Origin of the sequence: Taibaiella soli (assembly GCF_003236175.1) — a bacterium.
Taxonomy (GTDB): Bacteria; Bacteroidota; Bacteroidia; order Chitinophagales; family Chitinophagaceae; genus QKTW01.
Genome location: NZ_QKTW01000020.1, coordinates 90563 through 109245, shown reverse-complemented (window position 1 = coordinate 109245; position 18683 = coordinate 90563). Strand labels below are relative to the sequence as shown.

Genomic DNA, 18683 nt, shown 5'->3' with positions numbered 1-18683 from the left:
ATAAAACTGAGAGATGGAAAACAACAACAATCAACTAGGAAGCAGGATATCCAAGCAAATCAACTATAATTTTGACATTAAACGACTCTGGGCCAATATTTTATCCAACTGGTATTGGTTTGTACTTTCAATAGGTATTTTTATTGGCCTTGGTGTATTATATATGCGGTATGCCACTCCCGTATATGCGGTAAAAAGCACATTAATCATAAATGGCGGGGCAAGTGATGATGGCGATCTTCTGAACAAGATTGGAATGAAGCATGCGGACGTAAACATATTCAATGAAATCTCCATATTAAAATCGCAAGATCTCACCAGAGACGTAGTTGATTCATTGAATCTAAACGTTCACTATTGGGTAAAAGGCAGAGTGAAGCAAAATGAAATTTACCAGGAATGTCCAATCAGGGTTATTTTCGACAGCAATGGCTTTATGGGAAATGAAGTTGAACTTTCGGTAAAACAAATTGCAGAAGGTCAGTTTGAAGTTACAGAAAATAAGGTTAAACGACGCGTACCTTTTGACAGCTGGCAATCATCGAAATTCGGACAATACAAAATACAATACGTTAAGGGCTACGAAGTAAACTATGGATACCTCGGTACTGATATCCGTGTAGAAATTACCAGTCAGGCGGCAGCGGTGAGACAATTCATGCCTAATCTCCTCGTGTCTTCGGGAGATGGTAGAACCAGTACCATCGAAATAAGCTATGTGGACGATCTTCCACTGCGCGGCGTCAACTTCGTTAACACTCTGATCAAGGTTTACCAACGTTATGAAGTAGAAAATACTTACAAGAATGCGCAAAAAACGCGTGACTTTATTCAGGAACGTCAGGCGCAATTGATACAAAGTCTTAAGTCTACTGATTCGAAAGTAGAAAACATTATGACCAGTAGTGGTTTGGTAAACATCGATGCGCAAGGACAGGCTTACGTGGCTAATAAAGCTGAAACTGACAAGAAAATTGCTGAGATGAGTGGCACCAAACAGGCGCTCAATTACCTGCGAAATTCCATTATCAATAACAAAGACAATAAATATCCGGTAGTTGCAGGTATTACAGTGGAAGATCCGGTACTCAACAATATGGTAACACAGTATAATACTGCCATTACAAAAATGGAAAGTCAAAACCTGCCAGAATCAAATCCTTTACGCATTCAGCAGGAAACTGACGTTGCTATACTACGTAAAAGAATGTCAGATGCCATTGACAGGGTGGACAATACCCTTGATATCTCTTTAAAAAATGCGGCAAGAGACGCAGCTGAATATTCCAGTCTGATGCGAACAGTGCCTGCTGTTGGCCGATCCATCAATGATGTGAAACGCGAATACGATATTACTCAAAGCATGTATCTGTTGCTTTTTCAAAAGCAATTGGAAAACGAGATTGCACTTAATGCCACTTCAAATAAATCAAAGATTGTAGTCGCACCTTACAGTTCAGACGCGCCAATTAAGCCAGTAAAAAAAATGATTTACCTACTTGCTGCTGTAATTGGTTTAGCTATTCCAGTATCTGTATTTGCCGGTCAGGAGTTCTTTAATAATAAAGTAACCAACGAAAAAGATATCGAGTCATTGACGGATATTCCATTAGTTGGTTCTATTAGCAAGTCCAAAAACAACGCCGATATCGTCGTTGGAGAACACGTTCGTACTGGAATAGCAGAGCAATTCCGTCTAGTTCGTGCCAACCTCGAATTCATGTCCGTTGCGGAAAATAAAAAAGTAGTTCTGCTCACTTCCAGTATCAGTGGAGAAGGTAAAACATTTGTTTCTATGAACCTTGGCCTAACATTGGCACTCGCGAACAAACGTGTAGTGGTAATGGAATTTGACCTTAGGAAACCAAAAATTTCCGAACGTCTCAACCTTAGCCGCGAAGGCGGTATCAGCGGTTACCTTGCCGGACTGGTAGGCTTGGATAAAGTGATCAAACCGTCGGGACTTCACGACAATTTATACATTGCCAACTGTGGCCCGATTCCGCCAAATCCTGGTGAGCTGCTGCTGCTGCCAAGAAATAAACAGATGATTGAAGATTTGCAGGAAATGTTTGACGTAGTCATCATCGATACAGCTCCGGTGGGCATGGTTTCCGATGCATTGATCCTGTCGCAGTTTGCTGGAGTGAACTTATTCGTAACTCGCCAGGCACACACCGTTAAAGAGCAAATCCGCATGCTGGACTCAATTTACCATAATGGTAAAATCCGCAATGCAGCAATTATTTTTAATGGAGTAGATCACCACAAAAAATATGGATATGGTTATGGTTATGGTTATGGTTATGGCTACGGTTACGGCTATGGCTATGGTGACGGTTATTATGAGGAGGACGAAAAACCAAAGAAAAAAGGACTTCAAAAGCTCTTCAAAAAATAGATTTAACCGAAATCCTCCTAATTGGGAGGATTTCTTATTAAGATGCTATAAAGATTTAGCTATTTATAAATGACGATTACAAAACCTATTTATATTTGCGTTCTATGGAAATGACCAGCCCCACGAAAGGTATTCAGAATGAGCATTGGACTGAGATAATTGAACCTAAAACGAGCGTCTTTGATTTAAAATTAAAAGATGTTTGGCGTTATCGGGATCTTTTGATGCTCTTGGTACGCCGGGATTTCGTGGCTACATATAAACAGACGATTCTTGGTCCGATCTGGTTTTTCCTTCAACCAATTCTAACCACGATCACTTATGTGATAATCTTCGCAAACATTGCTCAGATTTCCACAGACGGCCTGCCTCCGGTCCTTTTTTACCTCGCTGGCACCACCATGTGGAACTATTTTTCCGAATGTCTAAATCGCACGGCCACAGTTTTTAAAGATAATGCCGCTGTATTTGGCAAAGTTTATTTCCCTCGTCTGGTAATGCCATTATCTATAGTACTAAGCAACCTTGTAAAGCTTGGCATTCAGATGATACTGTTTATCGCCTTCTGGATTTTCTATTTGACTAAAAGTGGCTCTAATATCCACCCAAACAGCACTATTGCATTGCTACCGGCTCTGATTCTGCTGATGGGCGGCTTAGGGCTTGGATTTGGTATGATCATCAGTGCATTGACTACCAAATACCGTGATCTCGTATTTCTGTTGACTTTTGGTATTCAATTACTGATGTATGCTACACCTGTTATTTACCCGCTTAGCAAAATTGGCCCAAAATATAAATGGTTGATTTTGAGCAATCCAATGACATCAATTATTGAAACATTCCGATATAGTTTTTTGGGTAGCGGTACTTTTAGTTGGGCTTATTTAGGCTACAGCGCAGCCTTTACTTTAGTGGTACTCGCCTTTGGAACTGTCATTTTCAATAAAGTAGAAAAAAGCTTTATGGACACCGTTTAGTCTGGCTTAAAATTTGATGTATCAGCTATAAAACCATAATCAATATTGCTGGAAAACATTTATGTTTACTTTTATTTGACCACTGAAAATGAGCTGCCGTCGACTATGCGCATCATGCACATTTAAACAGCTACTACATTTATAAATACGATTGCCATAAGTAATGAGCGATATTGCAATACAAGTTGAGGATTTAGGAAAATTATACCGTTTAGGAGAAGTAGGAACGGGCACTATCAGCCATGATCTAAACCGATGGATGGCCCGTATTAGAGGTAAGGAAGATCCGTTTGCCCGGATTGGAGAAAGTAACGACCGTACAAAAAAAGGCGATAGCGACTATGTATGGGCACTGAAAGATGTCAGTTTTAATGTAAAGCAAGGCGAAGTGCTAGGTATAATCGGTCGAAATGGTGCTGGCAAAAGCACTTTGCTAAAATTGCTCAGTAAAGTAACCCAACCCACTACAGGACGGATCAAAGTGAAAGGGCGTATTGCGTCATTACTTGAGGTTGGTACAGGCTTTCATCCTGAGTTAACCGGCCGAGAAAATATTTTTCTCAATGGCGCCATCCTGGGCATGACCAAAAATGAAATACGCTCAAAATTTGACGAAATAGTTGATTTTGCAGGCGTAGAACGATACGTGGACACACCCGTAAAACGATATAGTTCAGGCATGTATGTGCGTCTGGCGTTTGCAGTAGCTGCATTTCTGGAACCAGAAATTCTGATTGTAGATGAAGTGCTCGCTGTTGGTGACGCTGAATTTCAGAAAAAATGTTTGGGACGAATGAAAGATGTGAGTGTAAATGATGGGCGAACAGTTTTATTTGTAAGCCATAATATGGCGGCAGTAAAACAATTATGTACGCAGGGGCTTGTCTTAAAGTACGGAGGGTTTGCATTTGAAGGTTCGGCACTAGAAGCAGTCAACTACTACCAATCTTCACATGATACCAATTCCAGTTTTTTGCATAATGGCCCGCTTGATCAAGCGCCCGGCAACACAAATATTCGCATTCTGAAATTCGATATAACGCCTGAGCACGAGGATATCATATCCGTTTCTTCAGGTGTTATCTTTGAACTTAAATTTTATAACGAAACACCAGGAATCAACCTAGACACCACTTTCGAGTTAAAAAATGCTGATGAGGTCGTTATTTTCCATAGAGGAACGCTATTGAGCGTAAATCATGATTCCCGTCGTGGTATTTATACTGTTAAAGGCAAACTACCACCGAACCTGCTCAACGCTGGCACCTATTATTTCAAAATAATCTTTGGTCAGGATCAGCGATATGCTCTATTTCAAGTAGATTCATTTATCCAATTCGAAATTTTAAATGAAGCGGTTGACAATAATAGCAGCGTACTTCCAGGGGTGCTGAAGCCCAATATCGAATTTGAAACAGTTTTTCAACATTACGGCAATGAGCTTAGAATTGGCGAAAATTATTAATCTACCAAAGATTCTGGACGACAGAGGCAATCTTTCATTTTTCCAGAATAATGGACATATTCCATTTGAAATAAAACGAGTGTACTGGATTTATGATGTGCCAGGAGGGGAAACACGCGGTGGCCATGCATATAACACATTGCAGGAATTCATCGTTGCGTTGTCCGGCAGTTTTGATGTCGTACTGAACGATGGAAAAAACAAGAAAACATATACTTTAAACAGATCTAATTACGGCCTTTATGTCCCAAATAGAGTCTGGCGTCATATGGAAAATTTTTCAACCAATTCAGTTGCATTCATAGCGGCGGACCAGCCTTACAATGCTTCTGAGTACATTCGCGATTTTCAAGAATTTCAAAAAAAGACTCAATAAAAGAATGGTTACTGTTTTTGATTGTGCATTGATATATCTCCCTAAGATAAAAAACAGGGCTGGGAACATTACGCCAATTCATAATAATGCGGAACTGCCGTTTGAAATAAAAAGGGTTTTTTATCTCTACGATATACCTGGTGGGGAATCACGAGGGGCTCACGCACATAAAAATTGTCATCAGTTTCTGGTGGCGGCAAGCGGCGCATTTGAAGTATTACTTGACGATGGCAGAACAAAAAGACAGGTAATGCTCAACAGACCAGATATCGGATTGCACATACCTCCGGGTATCTGGGCATCCGAAATAAATTTTTCATCCGGTGCTATTTGCCTCGTACTTGCCTCCCATTTATATGACGAGGCAGATTATCTAAGAAAATATGAAGACTTTTTAATGTATCGTTCACTTCCTGAGCATGAAAGTTTATAATAATTTCCTGATTAATCCGGATGCATTTCGTATACCACAGTATAACATCAGCCCATTCTCAACAGAATGGGTTCATAGAAATGCCACGTTACAACAACAATTCGCACCACAAGAAATAAAAGACCTGTCCCTGCAACTCTGGGGCGAGCATCTATATACTTCTAGTGGGAAAACCGCCATTGCAGCGGTGTTAAAACAATATAACCTCTCTCCTAATGATGAAGTTTATATAACAACCACAACGGAAAATACTTATATCAGCAGTTGTGTAACACGCGAAATAGAAAAGTTTTGCAAGTGGAGTCGAACGCTAACGAACCATACCAAACTCATTTTTGTAAATCATGAATTCGGTACAACGCATAAAAATGTCCGGGGTCTTCTCGACTTAGGACTTCCTATTATTGAGGACAGAGCCATGAGTATGTTATCCATAGATAAAAATTTGCAAACGGGAAACTTCGGCGATTTCACAGTCTATAGTTTGCCGAAGTTCTTTCCAATACAAGCAGGCGGAATTATTCAAATAAATAACCAAGCTGCAATACAGGTACTCTTAGAAAAGGATCCGATTGTCGAAGAGTACCTTGGCAAACTCGTACCACATTTTCTTTCCGAAATCGATACTATCAAAAAGCGTCGCTGGGAGAACTATTTATTATTTTCTAAGTTATTAGAACCATTAGGATTTTATCCGGAACTTGATCTGGAACAAGAACGAGATGTGCCATCTGTTTACATGTTTCACGCAGAAAATATGGATCTGAACGGATTAAAAGCATTCATGCAAAAAAACGGGGTTGAAGCCAGCGTCTTTTATGGACGGGATGCGTTTTTTATTCCGGTACACCAATATCTGACGCCAACAGATGTAACATTTATTGCTTCATTAATCCAATACTACTTCAATGAAAATAAGTAACCTGACAATAGGAGCTGACGTGGTTGTAGACCCGACCAGTTCTATTAACAATATTACTATAGGTAACGCTACCAAAGTTGCTAAATATTGCAGTTTGTATGGTGCTGCCGATCATCCGCTTGAAATCGGCAAGGAAGTCTATGTGGGTATGTTTTCAATCATCAATGGATATGCAGCAAAAATAAAAATCGGGAATAATGTATCTATAGCTCAGCATGTAAACATCATGGCAGATTCGGGACCGAACGCCAGCGTGGAAATGCAAAAATATTTTCCGCTTATTCAGGGAGCAATAACGATTGGCGATCATTGTTGGCTTGGAGCGAACTGCATCATCATGCCAGGTGTGCAATTGGGCGAATTTACTGTTGTGGCAGCAAATTCTTTTGTAAATACCAGTTTCCCCCCCTATTCCGTAATTGGTGGCAACCCCGCGAAATTGATCCGCACACTCAAAAAGGAAATATGATCGAGATTAAGAAATATGACTCTGCTGATAAACAAGATTGGAACGAATTTATTAGAACGGCGAAAAATGGTACGTTTCTTTTTGATCGGGATTACATGAACTATCACAGTGATAGGTTTAATGACAATTCTCTGATTTTCTATAAAAAAAACAAAATTATCGCGGTACTTCCCTGCAATCGCAAAGGCGATGAAGTACATACTCATGGTGGCCTGACTTTTGGCGGCCTGATCATGCACTACGACATCAAAGCAACAGAAGTTCTAAATATTTTTTCACAAACCATTGATTACCTGAAAAATGAAGGAGCATCTGCTCTTATATACAAAGTAATTCCTGCTATTTTTCATAAATACCCTGCTCAGGAAGATCTCTATGCACTTTTCAGACATAACGCTGTGTTATTTCGTAGAGATATTTCTTCAGCCGTAGATTTAAAAAGTCCGATACGATTTTCAGAAACAAAAAGACAATCTGTAACTAAATGTCGGAATAAGGGGTTTATTGTTGCTCCTAATGACGATTTCAGCGAGTACTGGCAATTGCTTACCGAAGTGTTGTCAAAATTCGGAACACCACCAGTTCACTCACTTGAGGAAATTAAACACCTTAAAAGCCAGTTTCCTGAAAAAATAAAACTATATGAATGCCGGGATCAGGGGACATTAATGGCAGGTATTATTATCTATGATTATGGTAGGTCCATTCATACACAGTATATGGCAAATTCAAACGCTGGCAGAAATGCGGGTGCACTGGATTATATCAACTACATACTGATAACAGAAGTTTACCGTGACAGAGAATATTATAATTTTGGTATATCCACGGAAAGCATGGGGCAGTTTCTAAATGAAGGCCTCATTCAGCAGAAAGAAATGATGGGTGGTCGTGGTATTGTTTACGATTTCTATAAAATAACATTCTAATGAAGATACCTTTTTTGTCCTTCTCACCTGCTAATGACCTGATAAAAACAGAAATGCTGGCGGCTTTTGAATCTTTTTTTGACAGCAACTGGTATATTTTGGGCGAACGGGTAAAGACATTTGAAAGAGAATATGCAGCATTCAATCAGGTTACAAACTGTGTAGGTGTAAGCAATGGGCTTGATGCTTTGCATATCGCTTTAAAAACTTTAGGTTTAGGTCCCGGCGATGAAGTCATTGTGCCATCCAACACCTACATTGCCACAGTGCTAGCGGTTTCATACGTCGGTGCCACGCCAATATTTGTAGAACCAGACATCAACACGTACAACATTAATCCTGCAAATATCGAAGCTGCCATAAGTCCACGTACAAAGGCAATAATGCCGGTTCATCTTTACGGGCAAACTTGTGAAATGGATGCGATCATGGCCATCGCAGAGAAACATGGATTGTATGTAATAGAAGATAACGCTCAATCACAGGGATCTACTTTTAAAGGAAAGCTCACGGGCAGCTGGGGACATATTAACGGCACCAGCTTCTATCCAGGCAAAAATCTCGGTGCACTGGGCGATGCTGGCGCGGTAACAACCAACGATTCGGAACTAGCCAAAAAAGCAACGATTCTCCGCAACTATGGATCAGAAAAAAAATATTATAATGAAGTGATCGGTCATAATATGCGTTTGGACGAATGTCAGGCAGCATTTCTTTCTGTAAAACTGCCGCACCTCAACAGTTGGACGCGGCAACGTCGAGAAATTGCTGAGTGGTACAACCAAGCGTTACAAGGTATTGATGATCTGATTTTACCTGCGGTACATGCAGATGCTACGCACGTTTACCATTTGTACATGATTCGTACAACCCGTAGAAACGAATTGCAGCAATATCTTTCAGAACAGGGAATTGGAACCTTGATTCACTACCCTATTCCGCCACATATGCAAGAAGCATATCAATCACTCGGATATAAAAAAGGTGATTTCCCAATTGCAGAGCAAATTGCCGAAACATGTCTGAGCTTGCCAATGTGGCCGGGTATGACGGAAGAAATGGTGAAATACGTTTCGCAGGTTATTAAAAAGCATCACCATAATAGTGTTGAGGTAAATTAATTTATGTCTACAATGAATACCACTCCTTTGGTTTCAGTAATCATGTGCAACTACAACAATGCTCCATGGGTTATCGAAGCTTTGAATAGTGTGGCGACACAGACTTACAAGAATATTGAAATTATCGTTCTGGACGATTGCTCAAAAGATAATAGCCCGTCTTTAATAGAAGAATGGCTAAAAACTTACACAGGCACCTTTAAATTCATCCGTCACGAGAGAAATATGGGCATTTGTATTACCGCCAACGATGGCATTGCTGCATCGTCAGGAAAGTACATTTGTTTCCTTGCTACCGATGACATAATGCTGCCGGAAAAAACAGCGGAACAAGCCGCACTGCTGGAACAAGCTGGACAAGATGTTGGCATGGTATACAGCGACGCGCGCCTGATTCAGGACGACGGTCGACCTATATATGGTAATTTTATCCAACGTTATCGCCAAGATTTCATATGGCCGCCTTCAGGGTGGATTTTTGACGATATTATTAAAGGTAATTACATACCTGGAATGGCTACTTTGATTCGAAAATCGGTAATTGATGCAATTGGTTCCTTTGACCCGACATTATCTTATGAAGATTTCGATATGTGGTTGCGAATAGCAGAAAAATATCAAATTATCTTTCAAAACAAGCAAACGGTAAAATACAGAATAAGAAAAGGTAGCCTTATGCACTCGAGCAAAAATTTTAATCCATCTCAGGTTAGAATTTTTGCAAAGTTCATCGATCATGCGACGGCTAGAAGAGCTTTATTCGATATCGCGGTTGCTTCTTACATAGTTCGAGATAAAGAAAGCATACTACAATTACGGTCGCTCAATGAAGTTATTCCAGGAATAAGTACGATACTAAAATTGTGGGATGTAAAATTTCCGCACTTCATTGGGAAAAGAATAGTTGCAAGATTGAAGTACAAGGACCTTTCTAATTCGGTCAACGTTTTGACGTAATTGACAATTTTTCATGCTATCAATCCAACGATTAGAAACAATCATGAAAAATAAAGTCATATTACCATTGCTCGAACAGCCCGATTGTAAATTTGCTGTAGTACTTTTTCATAAAAGTGGGCTTACTTAAACATTGAAGCTGAAACGGAATAAACGTATGCATTGGATGTCATCTTAAGTTGAGCGATCAAAATGTTGTTACCAACAAAAGAGAATATTTAAATGAGAAAAAAATTAAGACCGATAGCTATATATCTGCCCCAGTTTCATCCGGTAGCTGAAAACGACGAATGGTGGGGGAAGGGATTCACCGAGTGGCGGAACGTAACTAAGGCAACTCCTTTATATCGCGGCCACTATCAGCCTCATCTGCCGGCTGATCTTGGTTTTTATGATTTGCGTTTGCCTGAGACACGGGAAGCACAAGCTCGCCTTGCGCAGGAGTATGGGATTTATGGCTTTTGCTATTATCATTATTGGTTTAATGGTCGCCGCATACTCGAACGTCCTTTTCAGGAAGTGTTTGAAAGTGGCAAGCCTGATTTTCCTTTTATGCTTTGCTGGGCCAATGAGAACTGGACCAGAGTATGGGATGGTGGCGAAAAAAATGTACTGCTCGAACAGAAATATAACAGCGAAGACGATGCTAACCATATAAAATCGCTGCTTGCTTATTTTAAAGACCCGCGTTACATCAGGATAGACAGCAAACCTGTGTTTGCAGTATATAAAGCGAGTTTATTGCCCGACATTCGTAAAACTGTTGAGGTGTGGCGGGAAGTGGCAAGAGAAGCAGGAGTCGAATTGTACCTCTGTAATTTCGAATCGCTGGGTGAGCCCAAAACGGATCCCAAAATACTGGGATTAGATGCTACTATACAATTCCCCCCATTTGGAATTCTGAACATAAATAATCAAAACAATCAGGGCATCACCGCATCCCGGATTAAAAATGCAATCTGGAGCCGAGTAAGCAACCGTTACAAAAAACTGTTTCACAAGGCCAATTTTCTTTCTTATGACGAAATGATGACCACAGATTTGGCTAGTTTTCCACCTGCCTATAAACAGTTTCCTTGCGTAACACCTATGTGGGACAATACTTCGCGACGTAAAAAGCCCACTATTTTAAAAAAATCAACACCTGAAAAGTTTGAACAATGGGTGCGTCAAAAAGTGGCACGTTTTAAACCGTTTTCAGACGACGAAAATTTGTTTTTTATCAATGCCTGGAATGAATGGGCGGAAGGCAATCATCTAGAACCCTGCCAACGTTGGGGCAAACAATACCTCGAAGCATTAAAGAAAGGAATAGGTAGCGATGAATAATAAACCAGATGTTTCACTTGTTATCATAAATTACAATAAACCAGAATACACCAAAAGCTGTATTCATTCTATAATAAAACATACAGCTTTAGTAAGTTACGAAATTATCGTAGTTGATAATGCATCCACTCAGGGAGACATTTCTGATATCGAGTCAATAGATAGTCGAATAAAACTTGTGCGTTCGTCCGAAAACCTTGGTTTTGCCAAAGGCAACAACTTAGGTATAGAGCACACATCTGGTGAAGTGGTACTTCTGCTCAACAACGACACTCTGTTGTTGAACGATGCAGTAGGACTCGCCTATCGTTTTTTAACTAGCAAATCTAATGCTGGTGTGGTGTCTGCAAGACTCCAGTATCCCGATGGAAATATTCAGCATTGCGCACAACCTTTACCCGAAATAAAATACTTATTGATACAATTATTTCGTCTTCAGAAATTAATGCCCAAAGCCAGACGTGAAGAAATATTGCTAAGTACCTTTTTTGATCATAATCGTGATGTAAAAGCAGGATGGGTGTGGGGAACATTTTTTATGTTTAAAAAGTCAATGTTACCATTCCTGCCCGCGGGCAAACTGGCTGATGATTTTTTTATGTACAACGAGGATTTACAATGGGGAATTGAAACAGCAAGAGCAGGCTATGAGACCTGGTTTTGTGCCGAAGCCAAAGTGGTACATTTTGAGGGTCAAAACACCTTTAAAAATGAAATGGCCAGCCAGAATTTTGAGATACTAATGAATCGTTATTATGGATCATTGTATTATCGGGTATATAAGGCTATTGAAAAATTAGCACATTCTTTATCTTAATCATACTGAGACTTATGGATTTTTCTATCATAGTACCGGTATATAACAGAGGGAGTATTGTAATGGAAACGTTACCATACATCCTAAACCAAAACTATGACAACTATGAAGTGATAGTTGTCGATGACGGCAGTACCGATGATTCATTGCTTTTATTACAATCTGTATCACATCCTCGATTAAAGGTATTACATAAAACCAATGGAGAACGAGCGGCAGCCAGAAACTATGGAGCGATGCATGCTTCTGGTACTTATGTCAACTTCTTTGACTGTGATGATTGGATGTATCCTAATCACCTGTCGGAAGCCATGCAAGTCATACAGAAAAACGGTAGTCCCGAGCTATTGCATGTTTGTTACGAATTTAAAAATACAGAAGGTAAAGTGACCGAAAAGGTATCTGTGCCCCCAGAAGGAACAGTAAAACATCTCATAAAAAATAATTTCCTTGCCTGCAATACCGTATTTGTAAAACGCGAAACGTTTTTGAAACATCGCTTTAACGAAAACAGAGCGCTTTCTACCGGCGAGGATTGGGAAATATGGCTACGACTCGTAAGCAGGTACGGCATTGTTGGTAGCAATACGATCACCTTTGCTATACAGGAGCACGAGGGACGAAGCCTCAACACTATTTCATCCGAACGCATTGAAGCCCGTAATCTGGCCATGAATGAGGCACTACTGGCAGACGAAGCATTCGTGTCATTTTACAAAAAGGAAGTCAACTTCTTTATAGCGCAATCACTCAGTTTCATAGCACTCTCATATGCTAACAATTTCAAAACCAAGGGTAAGGCATTAAAATATCTAAAACAAGCATTCATAGTATATCCACCAATAATTTTGCTGAGCAAACGTTTTCTAGCTACAGCAAAAAATATTCTTACCCGGTTCGGCTCTTAACTATCAATACATTTACTATAAAAATACATTTACACAGAGAAGGAAATACTTCGATTTAATTTATTACATGAAAAAACGTATTTTTTTTCCTGACCTTGACTTGTTGCGCACCATTGCCTGTATGTTCGTACTCGTTGCGCATATTGCTTGGGATGGTCTCGAAAAGCTTTATCCCGAAATAGCAGAAAACAGGTTCTTGGCTTTCTTCTTTGTTAATGGAGGATTGGGAGTCCAGATTTTTTTCATGCTCAGCGGTTTTCTTATTACCTACCTGCTCTTGCAGGAAAAAACGTCTATGGGTTTTATCAATATAAAAAATTTCTACATAAGGCGTATACTTCGCATCTGGCCACTCTATTTTCTAGTAGTTGGGTTTGTATTTATAGTTTATCCTGCGTTAAAACATTTTGCAAACCTAACAGGTTCTTCTGCCGAGAATCCACTGTTTTACATATTTTTCATTGGCAACTTTGACGTGATCCGTATTCTTGGTTCTCCTAACGCTTCCCTCAACTCTATGTCAGCCATAACTTGGTCAGTTGCAATTGAAGAGCAATTTTATCTATTCTGGCCTTTGTTGTTCATGTTGTTCAGTTCCAAAAAAGTAGTTGGCGCAATGAGCATCATTTTGTTGCTATCTTCAACCTTTATTTTATTCAATAACCTCAATGGTCTACAAGTATATTATCATACATTTTCAAACTTTTTATTTTTGAGTACAGGGGGAGTGTTGGCATGGCTGTATACATATCACAACACCCTGCTACAAAAATTGATTACCGGTGGTAATAAGGCTCGTTATTTCATTCTGGCAGCATTATTGCTAGTACTCATTTATGCGAAGGATCACATGCTATTTACCCGTTTAGGTTTTTTATCCTATTGGATACTTACTGCAGTTTCTATTGGGTGGTTTATCTTACAGCTTTTATTTGATCCAAATAGCTATGCGAAAAGTAATGAACATAGCAGGTGGGTAATAGCAGGAAAGTATACATATGGACTTTACATGTACCACCGTATTGCCCAATGGAGCGTAAATACAGCAGTTGATAAATTTATACATACTGAAGGCTTGGCTGTAGTATTATTTAAAATAGCGTTGTGTTTTTCAGCAGCAATTATGATGAGTGTGTTAAGCTATAAATATTTTGAGAAGCCAGCTTTAGAATTAAAGAAGCGTTTTGCTTTATTTGTAAAAAATTGATTAAATGTGCGGTATAGCGGGAATAATTGGGAAACAGGTATCTCAGGATTCGATTAAAAAGTGTAGTCAGTCACTAGCACACCGGGGGCCAGATGCCACAGGTGTATATCTGCACGAAAATGTATGCCTGATTCACCGCAGACTTAGTATTATCGACCTTTCCGAAACGGCAAATCAACCGATGTACTCAGCGGACGGTCGATGGGTAATTGTATTTAACGGAGAGATTTACAATTATGAAACGATCCGTAACAAGCTTATCAGTGAAGGCATTGATTTTCGTACCCACTCAGACACTGAGGTCGTACTAAAAGCGTTCATTCGATACGGTCCAAAATGCGTTGATGAATTCATTGGCATGTTCGCCATTGCAATCTTTGACACACTTGAGAAAAAGCTGTTCGTGTTCCGTGACAGAGTAGGTGTAAAACCGCTTTACTTTTTTCAGGAAAACGACGTTTTCATTTTCGGCAGCGAATTAAGGAGTTTGCTTTCGTGGAACGTCGTCGATCAAAAAATAAATATGGAAGGCCTTGCAGCCTATTTGTCTTTGGGCTATTTGCCCGGACAACATTGCATTATTGATCGCGTTAAGAAAGTAAAACCAGGTCATATGCTGATCTGGGATGAAAAGAAGAAACAACTAGACGAAACATGCTACTGGTCTCTAAACACAAACATAACAGGCAGACAGCATAAATATAGTCTTGAAGAAAATCTGGAACAGCTAGAAGAAGTTATGATATCATCGGTAAAATACCGTATGGTTGCAGATGTCCCCGTTGGCGTTTTTTTAAGCGGCGGTGTCGACAGCTCTCTCGTTACTGCTTTACTTCAGAAACATTTCGGCAATATCAAAACCTTTACTATTGGGTTTGATGATCCGGTATACAATGAATCGGGTTATGCAAATAAAGTGGCGGCACACCTTGGCACGCAACATCACTGTAAAATACTAACAGCAAAGGATGCCAAACAGGTTTTGCACGAATATTTTGAGATGTATGATGAACCATTTGCCGACTCTTCAGGTATTCCAACCAACCTGGTATCCAAGTTTGCCAAATCGGAAGGTTGTAAAGTCGTTTTATCTGCTGATGGTGGTGATGAGCTATTTGGCGGATACAGCCGTTATATAGACGCCGCCAATGCCTTTCAAAAATTCAGCAAAGTTCCACGTTCGGCCAGTAGTATTTATCGATTGGCCTACAATACTGTACTTCAAGGTACTCGTCACGCATCATGGAAAAATATCGGTAATAAACTGGGCAAACTGAGCGATTGGGTGGGTTCAGCACAGGAAGGGTTTGAGCAATTCTACCCTAGGTACCTGTCTGTCCCCAACCAGACATTTCTACAAAAACTGACTGGAAGAAATTTTAACACCGACTGGAAAGGAGGAAGTAAGATCTCATTCGCAGAATCTATGATGCTTTGGGATTTTAAACATTATTTGCCAGATGACTTGCTGGTAAAAGTGGACCGGGCTACGATGTATAATAATATTGAAGGCCGGGAACCATTACTTGATCATCGCCTGATAGAGTTCGCATTTAATCTTCCGCTCAATCAAAAAATAGGCAACGGAACCAATAAAGTTATTTTGCGGGCTTTGTTAGATAAATACATTCCACGGTCTTATTTTGAACGTCCTAAAATGGGTTTCTCCATTCCACTGTTCAAATGGTTTGGAAATGATCTTGAAAACGAATTTGCCTGGGCATTTTCTCACACAACACTTAAAGAGATTACATACATCGAAACCGACGAAGTACATAAACAATATAAATTATATCTAATATTAAAAAAACAAGGCAGGCAAGATAATCTGCTTATGATATGGCATTTGTATTGCCTCATCAAATGGCATTACCGCTACATGCTGACTTCTGTTTAATGGCCGGATCCAAAAATATACTTATGCTTATCCCTAACCTCGGTTTTGGTGGGGCTGAGAAGTCGTTTGCTAAACTGAGCCATCTGCTGGCAGCAAAACACAATGTGTATGTTGCCGTGTTTAACAAGGACTCTTACACAAAAGAATCATATCCACACGGAGGGACTTTTATAGATCTTGAAATAACAACAGGCAATAGCATACTGAAAAAAGCCAAAGCTTTCTTTGACCGGATAAAAAAAGTAAAAGCCCTAAAGAAAAGGTTGCGCATCGATGTAACGATAAGTTTTCTGGAAGGGGCTGATTATATCAACATTCTAGCAGGCGGAAAAGACAAAAAAATATTGAGTATTCGCGGATCAAAAACCTACGATCGCAATATTATTGGCATTTCCGGGTGGCTCCGAAAGAGAATACTAATTCCTTATCTATATAGCAAAGCAGACGCGATCGTTACTGTGAACAAAGGTATTTCCGAAGAACTAAAAAATGACTTTGGCGTCAGCAACAACGTGCATTTTACAGAAATCTTCAACTATTATGATGTTGAGGCAATGCAGCAAACAGCGTCACAGCCATTACCTCAAAATTTTGACGACCTGTTTCAGCAACCTGCCATCATTTCTCACGGGAGATTATCGCATGAAAAGGGATTTCAATATTTATTGCAAGCTTTTGCTCAGATAAAAAAACAGAATAAAAATGCCCGCCTCATATTAGTAGGCGACGGGCCCTACAAACAAACATTATTAGCGCTTTGCGAAGAATATCAACTGACCAATTCATCAGTCTGGGACGAAGCAAACCGTGTAGATGTTTTTTTTGCTGGGTACCAATCTAATCCGCTGTCCTGGCTATCTAAAGCAACCGTCTTTGCACTGCCTTCTTTTACAGAAGGTTTTCCTAATGCACTTGCCGAGGCGATGATTGCCGGCGTTACGGTAGTAGTTTCTGATTGTCCGTGGGGACCGCGCGACATTTTAAATGGAAAACCCTTAAAAGGATTTCAATTTCAAGATGCGGAATATACCGAAAACGGGGTATTGTTGCCAATGCTTGACCAGGAAAATGCAATTGATACATGGAGTAAAACGCTTGCAAAGTTGCTAAACGATGAAATTTTACGAGGAAAGATGAAAAAAAATGCATTGCAGCGTATAAGCACATTTAGCCTCAATAATATCGCCGATAAATGGTACCAAATTGTCGATGGTAATTAAGCTCATTTGGGTAAAATCAACTTATTCTCTTAATAATTTATAATTGTATGCCTGTTCGGCCCCGAAAAATACTTGTTATCGATAATGCCTGCTATATAACCGGGTCTTTAACTTCGATTATCAATATGGCCGCTTCTATTGGCGAACAATTGGAATTCATTCTCGTCTTGCCGACCGGCAGTAATGCCATTGAATATGTAACAGCTGCAGGATTGAAGGTCTATACCATCCCAATGTTGGAAATAAGTAAAAGCTTAAAATCACTTAATTATCTGCCAAGATTATGGAAGAATACGAAAAGGCTTTTGCAAATTATTAAAGAGGAAAATATTGACGTTTTACACATAAACGACCTCTACAATATGCTTGGATGTACCGTTAAACGAAAACTCCCGTTATTCCCGGTTGTATATCACGCAAGATTACTTTCTACGTCTTACATTGCCACGCTCTACCCTTATTTTGTATCTATGATTAAACGATACGCCGATAAAATTATTTGTGTATCAGCTGCAGTTGAAAAAGACATACACCGCTCTTCCAAAACGGATATCATTTATGACACGGTTTCGATAAAGGGAGGCGAAGCCCGCAAAAAAGGCCTAGAATATCCAGAATATGCGCAAATACTATACCTGGCAAACTTTGTAAACGGCAAAGGGCAGCAATATGCCATCCATGCGTTGAAAGAAATTCTCAACGAATTCCCAGAAGTAAAACTACATTTTGCGGGCGGCACCAACAGTGATGCAGACGAACGATTTCGGCAATCGCTGATGAATCTTGCAAGAGATCTAGGAATAAACAACAGCGTTATTTTCGAACCAAAAGTATCGAATATTGAGGGCCGCATCAAGCAGGCAGATATCGTTCTTAATTTATCAGAATCGGAATCGTTTTCTATGGTAACGCTTGAAACAATGGCCTGCGGCGTGCCTTTGGTAGTTTCTGATTGCGGCGGACCAGCCGAAATTACAGATCAGGGGCATTATGCAGATTTAGTTCCTAATAGAGATGCTCAAGCTGCCGCAATGGCTGTCAAGCATATTCTTAAGAATCCCGATGCAGCAAAAGAAAGAGCGAAAAATGGTATGAATTTTGTTCATGAAAAATTTGATCCCCATATAACGGCCAAACACATGATCAATATTTACACACAAATAATTTCAAAAGCAGGAGACTAAGTTTAAAAACGATTACCAAATGCATTGTACCGACGGCGTACTAATCACTACATTTTTGTTAGATAAAA

General features: G+C 39.8%; 17 protein-coding genes. All 17 read left to right on the top strand.

Translation table 11 applies throughout. From position 1 onward, the window contains the following. Positions 1-13: 13 nt before the first annotated feature. The gene (locus DN068_RS15555) at positions 14-2401 is read left to right on the top strand and encodes a GumC family protein (protein ID WP_110999860.1); all 2388 of its coding nucleotides are present in this window, start codon (positions 14-16) and stop codon (positions 2399-2401) included. 104 nt (positions 2402-2505) lie between these two features. Continuing rightward, on the top strand, positions 2506-3381 hold the full coding sequence (locus DN068_RS15550) for an ABC transporter permease (protein WP_207798971.1): 876 nt from the start codon (positions 2506-2508) through the stop codon (positions 3379-3381). Between the two features lie 163 nt (positions 3382-3544). Further along, entirely contained in the window at positions 3545-4846 is a 1302-nt protein-coding gene (locus DN068_RS15545) for an ABC transporter ATP-binding protein (RefSeq protein ID WP_110999859.1), read from the top strand. Continuing rightward, a complete protein-coding gene (locus DN068_RS15540) occupies positions 4818-5222 on the top strand; it encodes a sugar 3,4-ketoisomerase (protein WP_110999858.1) in 405 nt (134 codons plus the stop codon). The genes DN068_RS15545 and DN068_RS15540 overlap by 29 nt, the downstream gene beginning before the upstream one ends. 4 nt (positions 5223-5226) lie before the next feature. Further along, entirely contained in the window at positions 5227-5655 is a 429-nt protein-coding gene (locus DN068_RS15535) for a sugar 3,4-ketoisomerase (RefSeq protein ID WP_110999857.1), read from the top strand. Beyond that, complete coding sequence (locus tag DN068_RS15530; protein ID WP_110999856.1) at positions 5642-6577, top strand: aspartate aminotransferase family protein; 936 nt, start codon at positions 5642-5644, stop codon at positions 6575-6577. The genes DN068_RS15535 and DN068_RS15530 overlap by 14 nt, the downstream gene beginning before the upstream one ends. Continuing rightward, positions 6564-7046 carry an acyltransferase gene (locus tag DN068_RS15525; protein WP_110999855.1) on the top strand — a complete coding sequence of 161 codons (483 nt, stop codon included), beginning with the start codon at positions 6564-6566 and terminating at the stop codon, positions 7044-7046. The genes DN068_RS15530 and DN068_RS15525 overlap by 14 nt, the downstream gene beginning before the upstream one ends. Then, entirely contained in the window at positions 7043-7975 is a 933-nt protein-coding gene (locus DN068_RS15520; protein ID WP_110999854.1) for a GNAT family N-acetyltransferase, read from the top strand. The genes DN068_RS15525 and DN068_RS15520 overlap by 4 nt, the downstream gene beginning before the upstream one ends. Further along, positions 7975-9096 carry a DegT/DnrJ/EryC1/StrS family aminotransferase gene (locus DN068_RS15515; protein ID WP_110999853.1) on the top strand — a complete coding sequence of 374 codons (1122 nt, stop codon included), beginning with the start codon at positions 7975-7977 and terminating at the stop codon, positions 9094-9096. The genes DN068_RS15520 and DN068_RS15515 overlap by 1 nt, the downstream gene beginning before the upstream one ends. A 12-nt stretch (positions 9097-9108) precedes the next feature. Next, positions 9109-10053: a glycosyltransferase gene (locus tag DN068_RS15510; protein WP_165836417.1), complete on the top strand. Its 945-nt coding sequence runs from the start codon at positions 9109-9111 to the stop codon at positions 10051-10053. 222 nt (positions 10054-10275) lie between these two features. Then, a complete protein-coding gene (locus DN068_RS15505; protein ID WP_110999851.1) occupies positions 10276-11382 on the top strand; it encodes a glycosyltransferase WbsX family protein in 1107 nt (368 codons plus the stop codon). Further along, the gene (locus tag DN068_RS15500; RefSeq protein WP_110999850.1) at positions 11375-12199 is read left to right on the top strand and encodes a glycosyltransferase; all 825 of its coding nucleotides are present in this window, start codon (positions 11375-11377) and stop codon (positions 12197-12199) included. The genes DN068_RS15505 and DN068_RS15500 overlap by 8 nt, the downstream gene beginning before the upstream one ends. 14 nt (positions 12200-12213) lie before the next feature. Next, entirely contained in the window at positions 12214-13107 is an 894-nt protein-coding gene (locus DN068_RS15495) for a glycosyltransferase family 2 protein (RefSeq protein ID WP_110999849.1), read from the top strand. Positions 13108-13174: 67 nt separating this feature from the next. Continuing rightward, on the top strand, positions 13175-14314 hold the full coding sequence (locus DN068_RS15490) for an acyltransferase family protein (RefSeq protein ID WP_110999848.1): 1140 nt from the start codon (positions 13175-13177) through the stop codon (positions 14312-14314). Between the two features lie 4 nt (positions 14315-14318). Beyond that, positions 14319-16211, top strand: a complete 1893-nt coding sequence (gene asnB / locus DN068_RS15485; protein WP_110999847.1) for an asparagine synthase (glutamine-hydrolyzing) — start codon at positions 14319-14321, stop codon at positions 16209-16211. Then, positions 16154-17431, top strand: coding sequence for a glycosyltransferase (locus DN068_RS15480; RefSeq protein ID WP_110999846.1), 1278 nt, complete (start codon positions 16154-16156; stop codon positions 17429-17431). The genes asnB and DN068_RS15480 overlap by 58 nt, the downstream gene beginning before the upstream one ends. Before the next feature lie 125 nt (positions 17432-17556). Continuing rightward, positions 17557-18615: a glycosyltransferase family 4 protein gene (locus DN068_RS15475; RefSeq protein ID WP_165836416.1), complete on the top strand. Its 1059-nt coding sequence runs from the start codon at positions 17557-17559 to the stop codon at positions 18613-18615. The last annotated feature ends 68 nt before the right edge of the window (positions 18616-18683 follow it).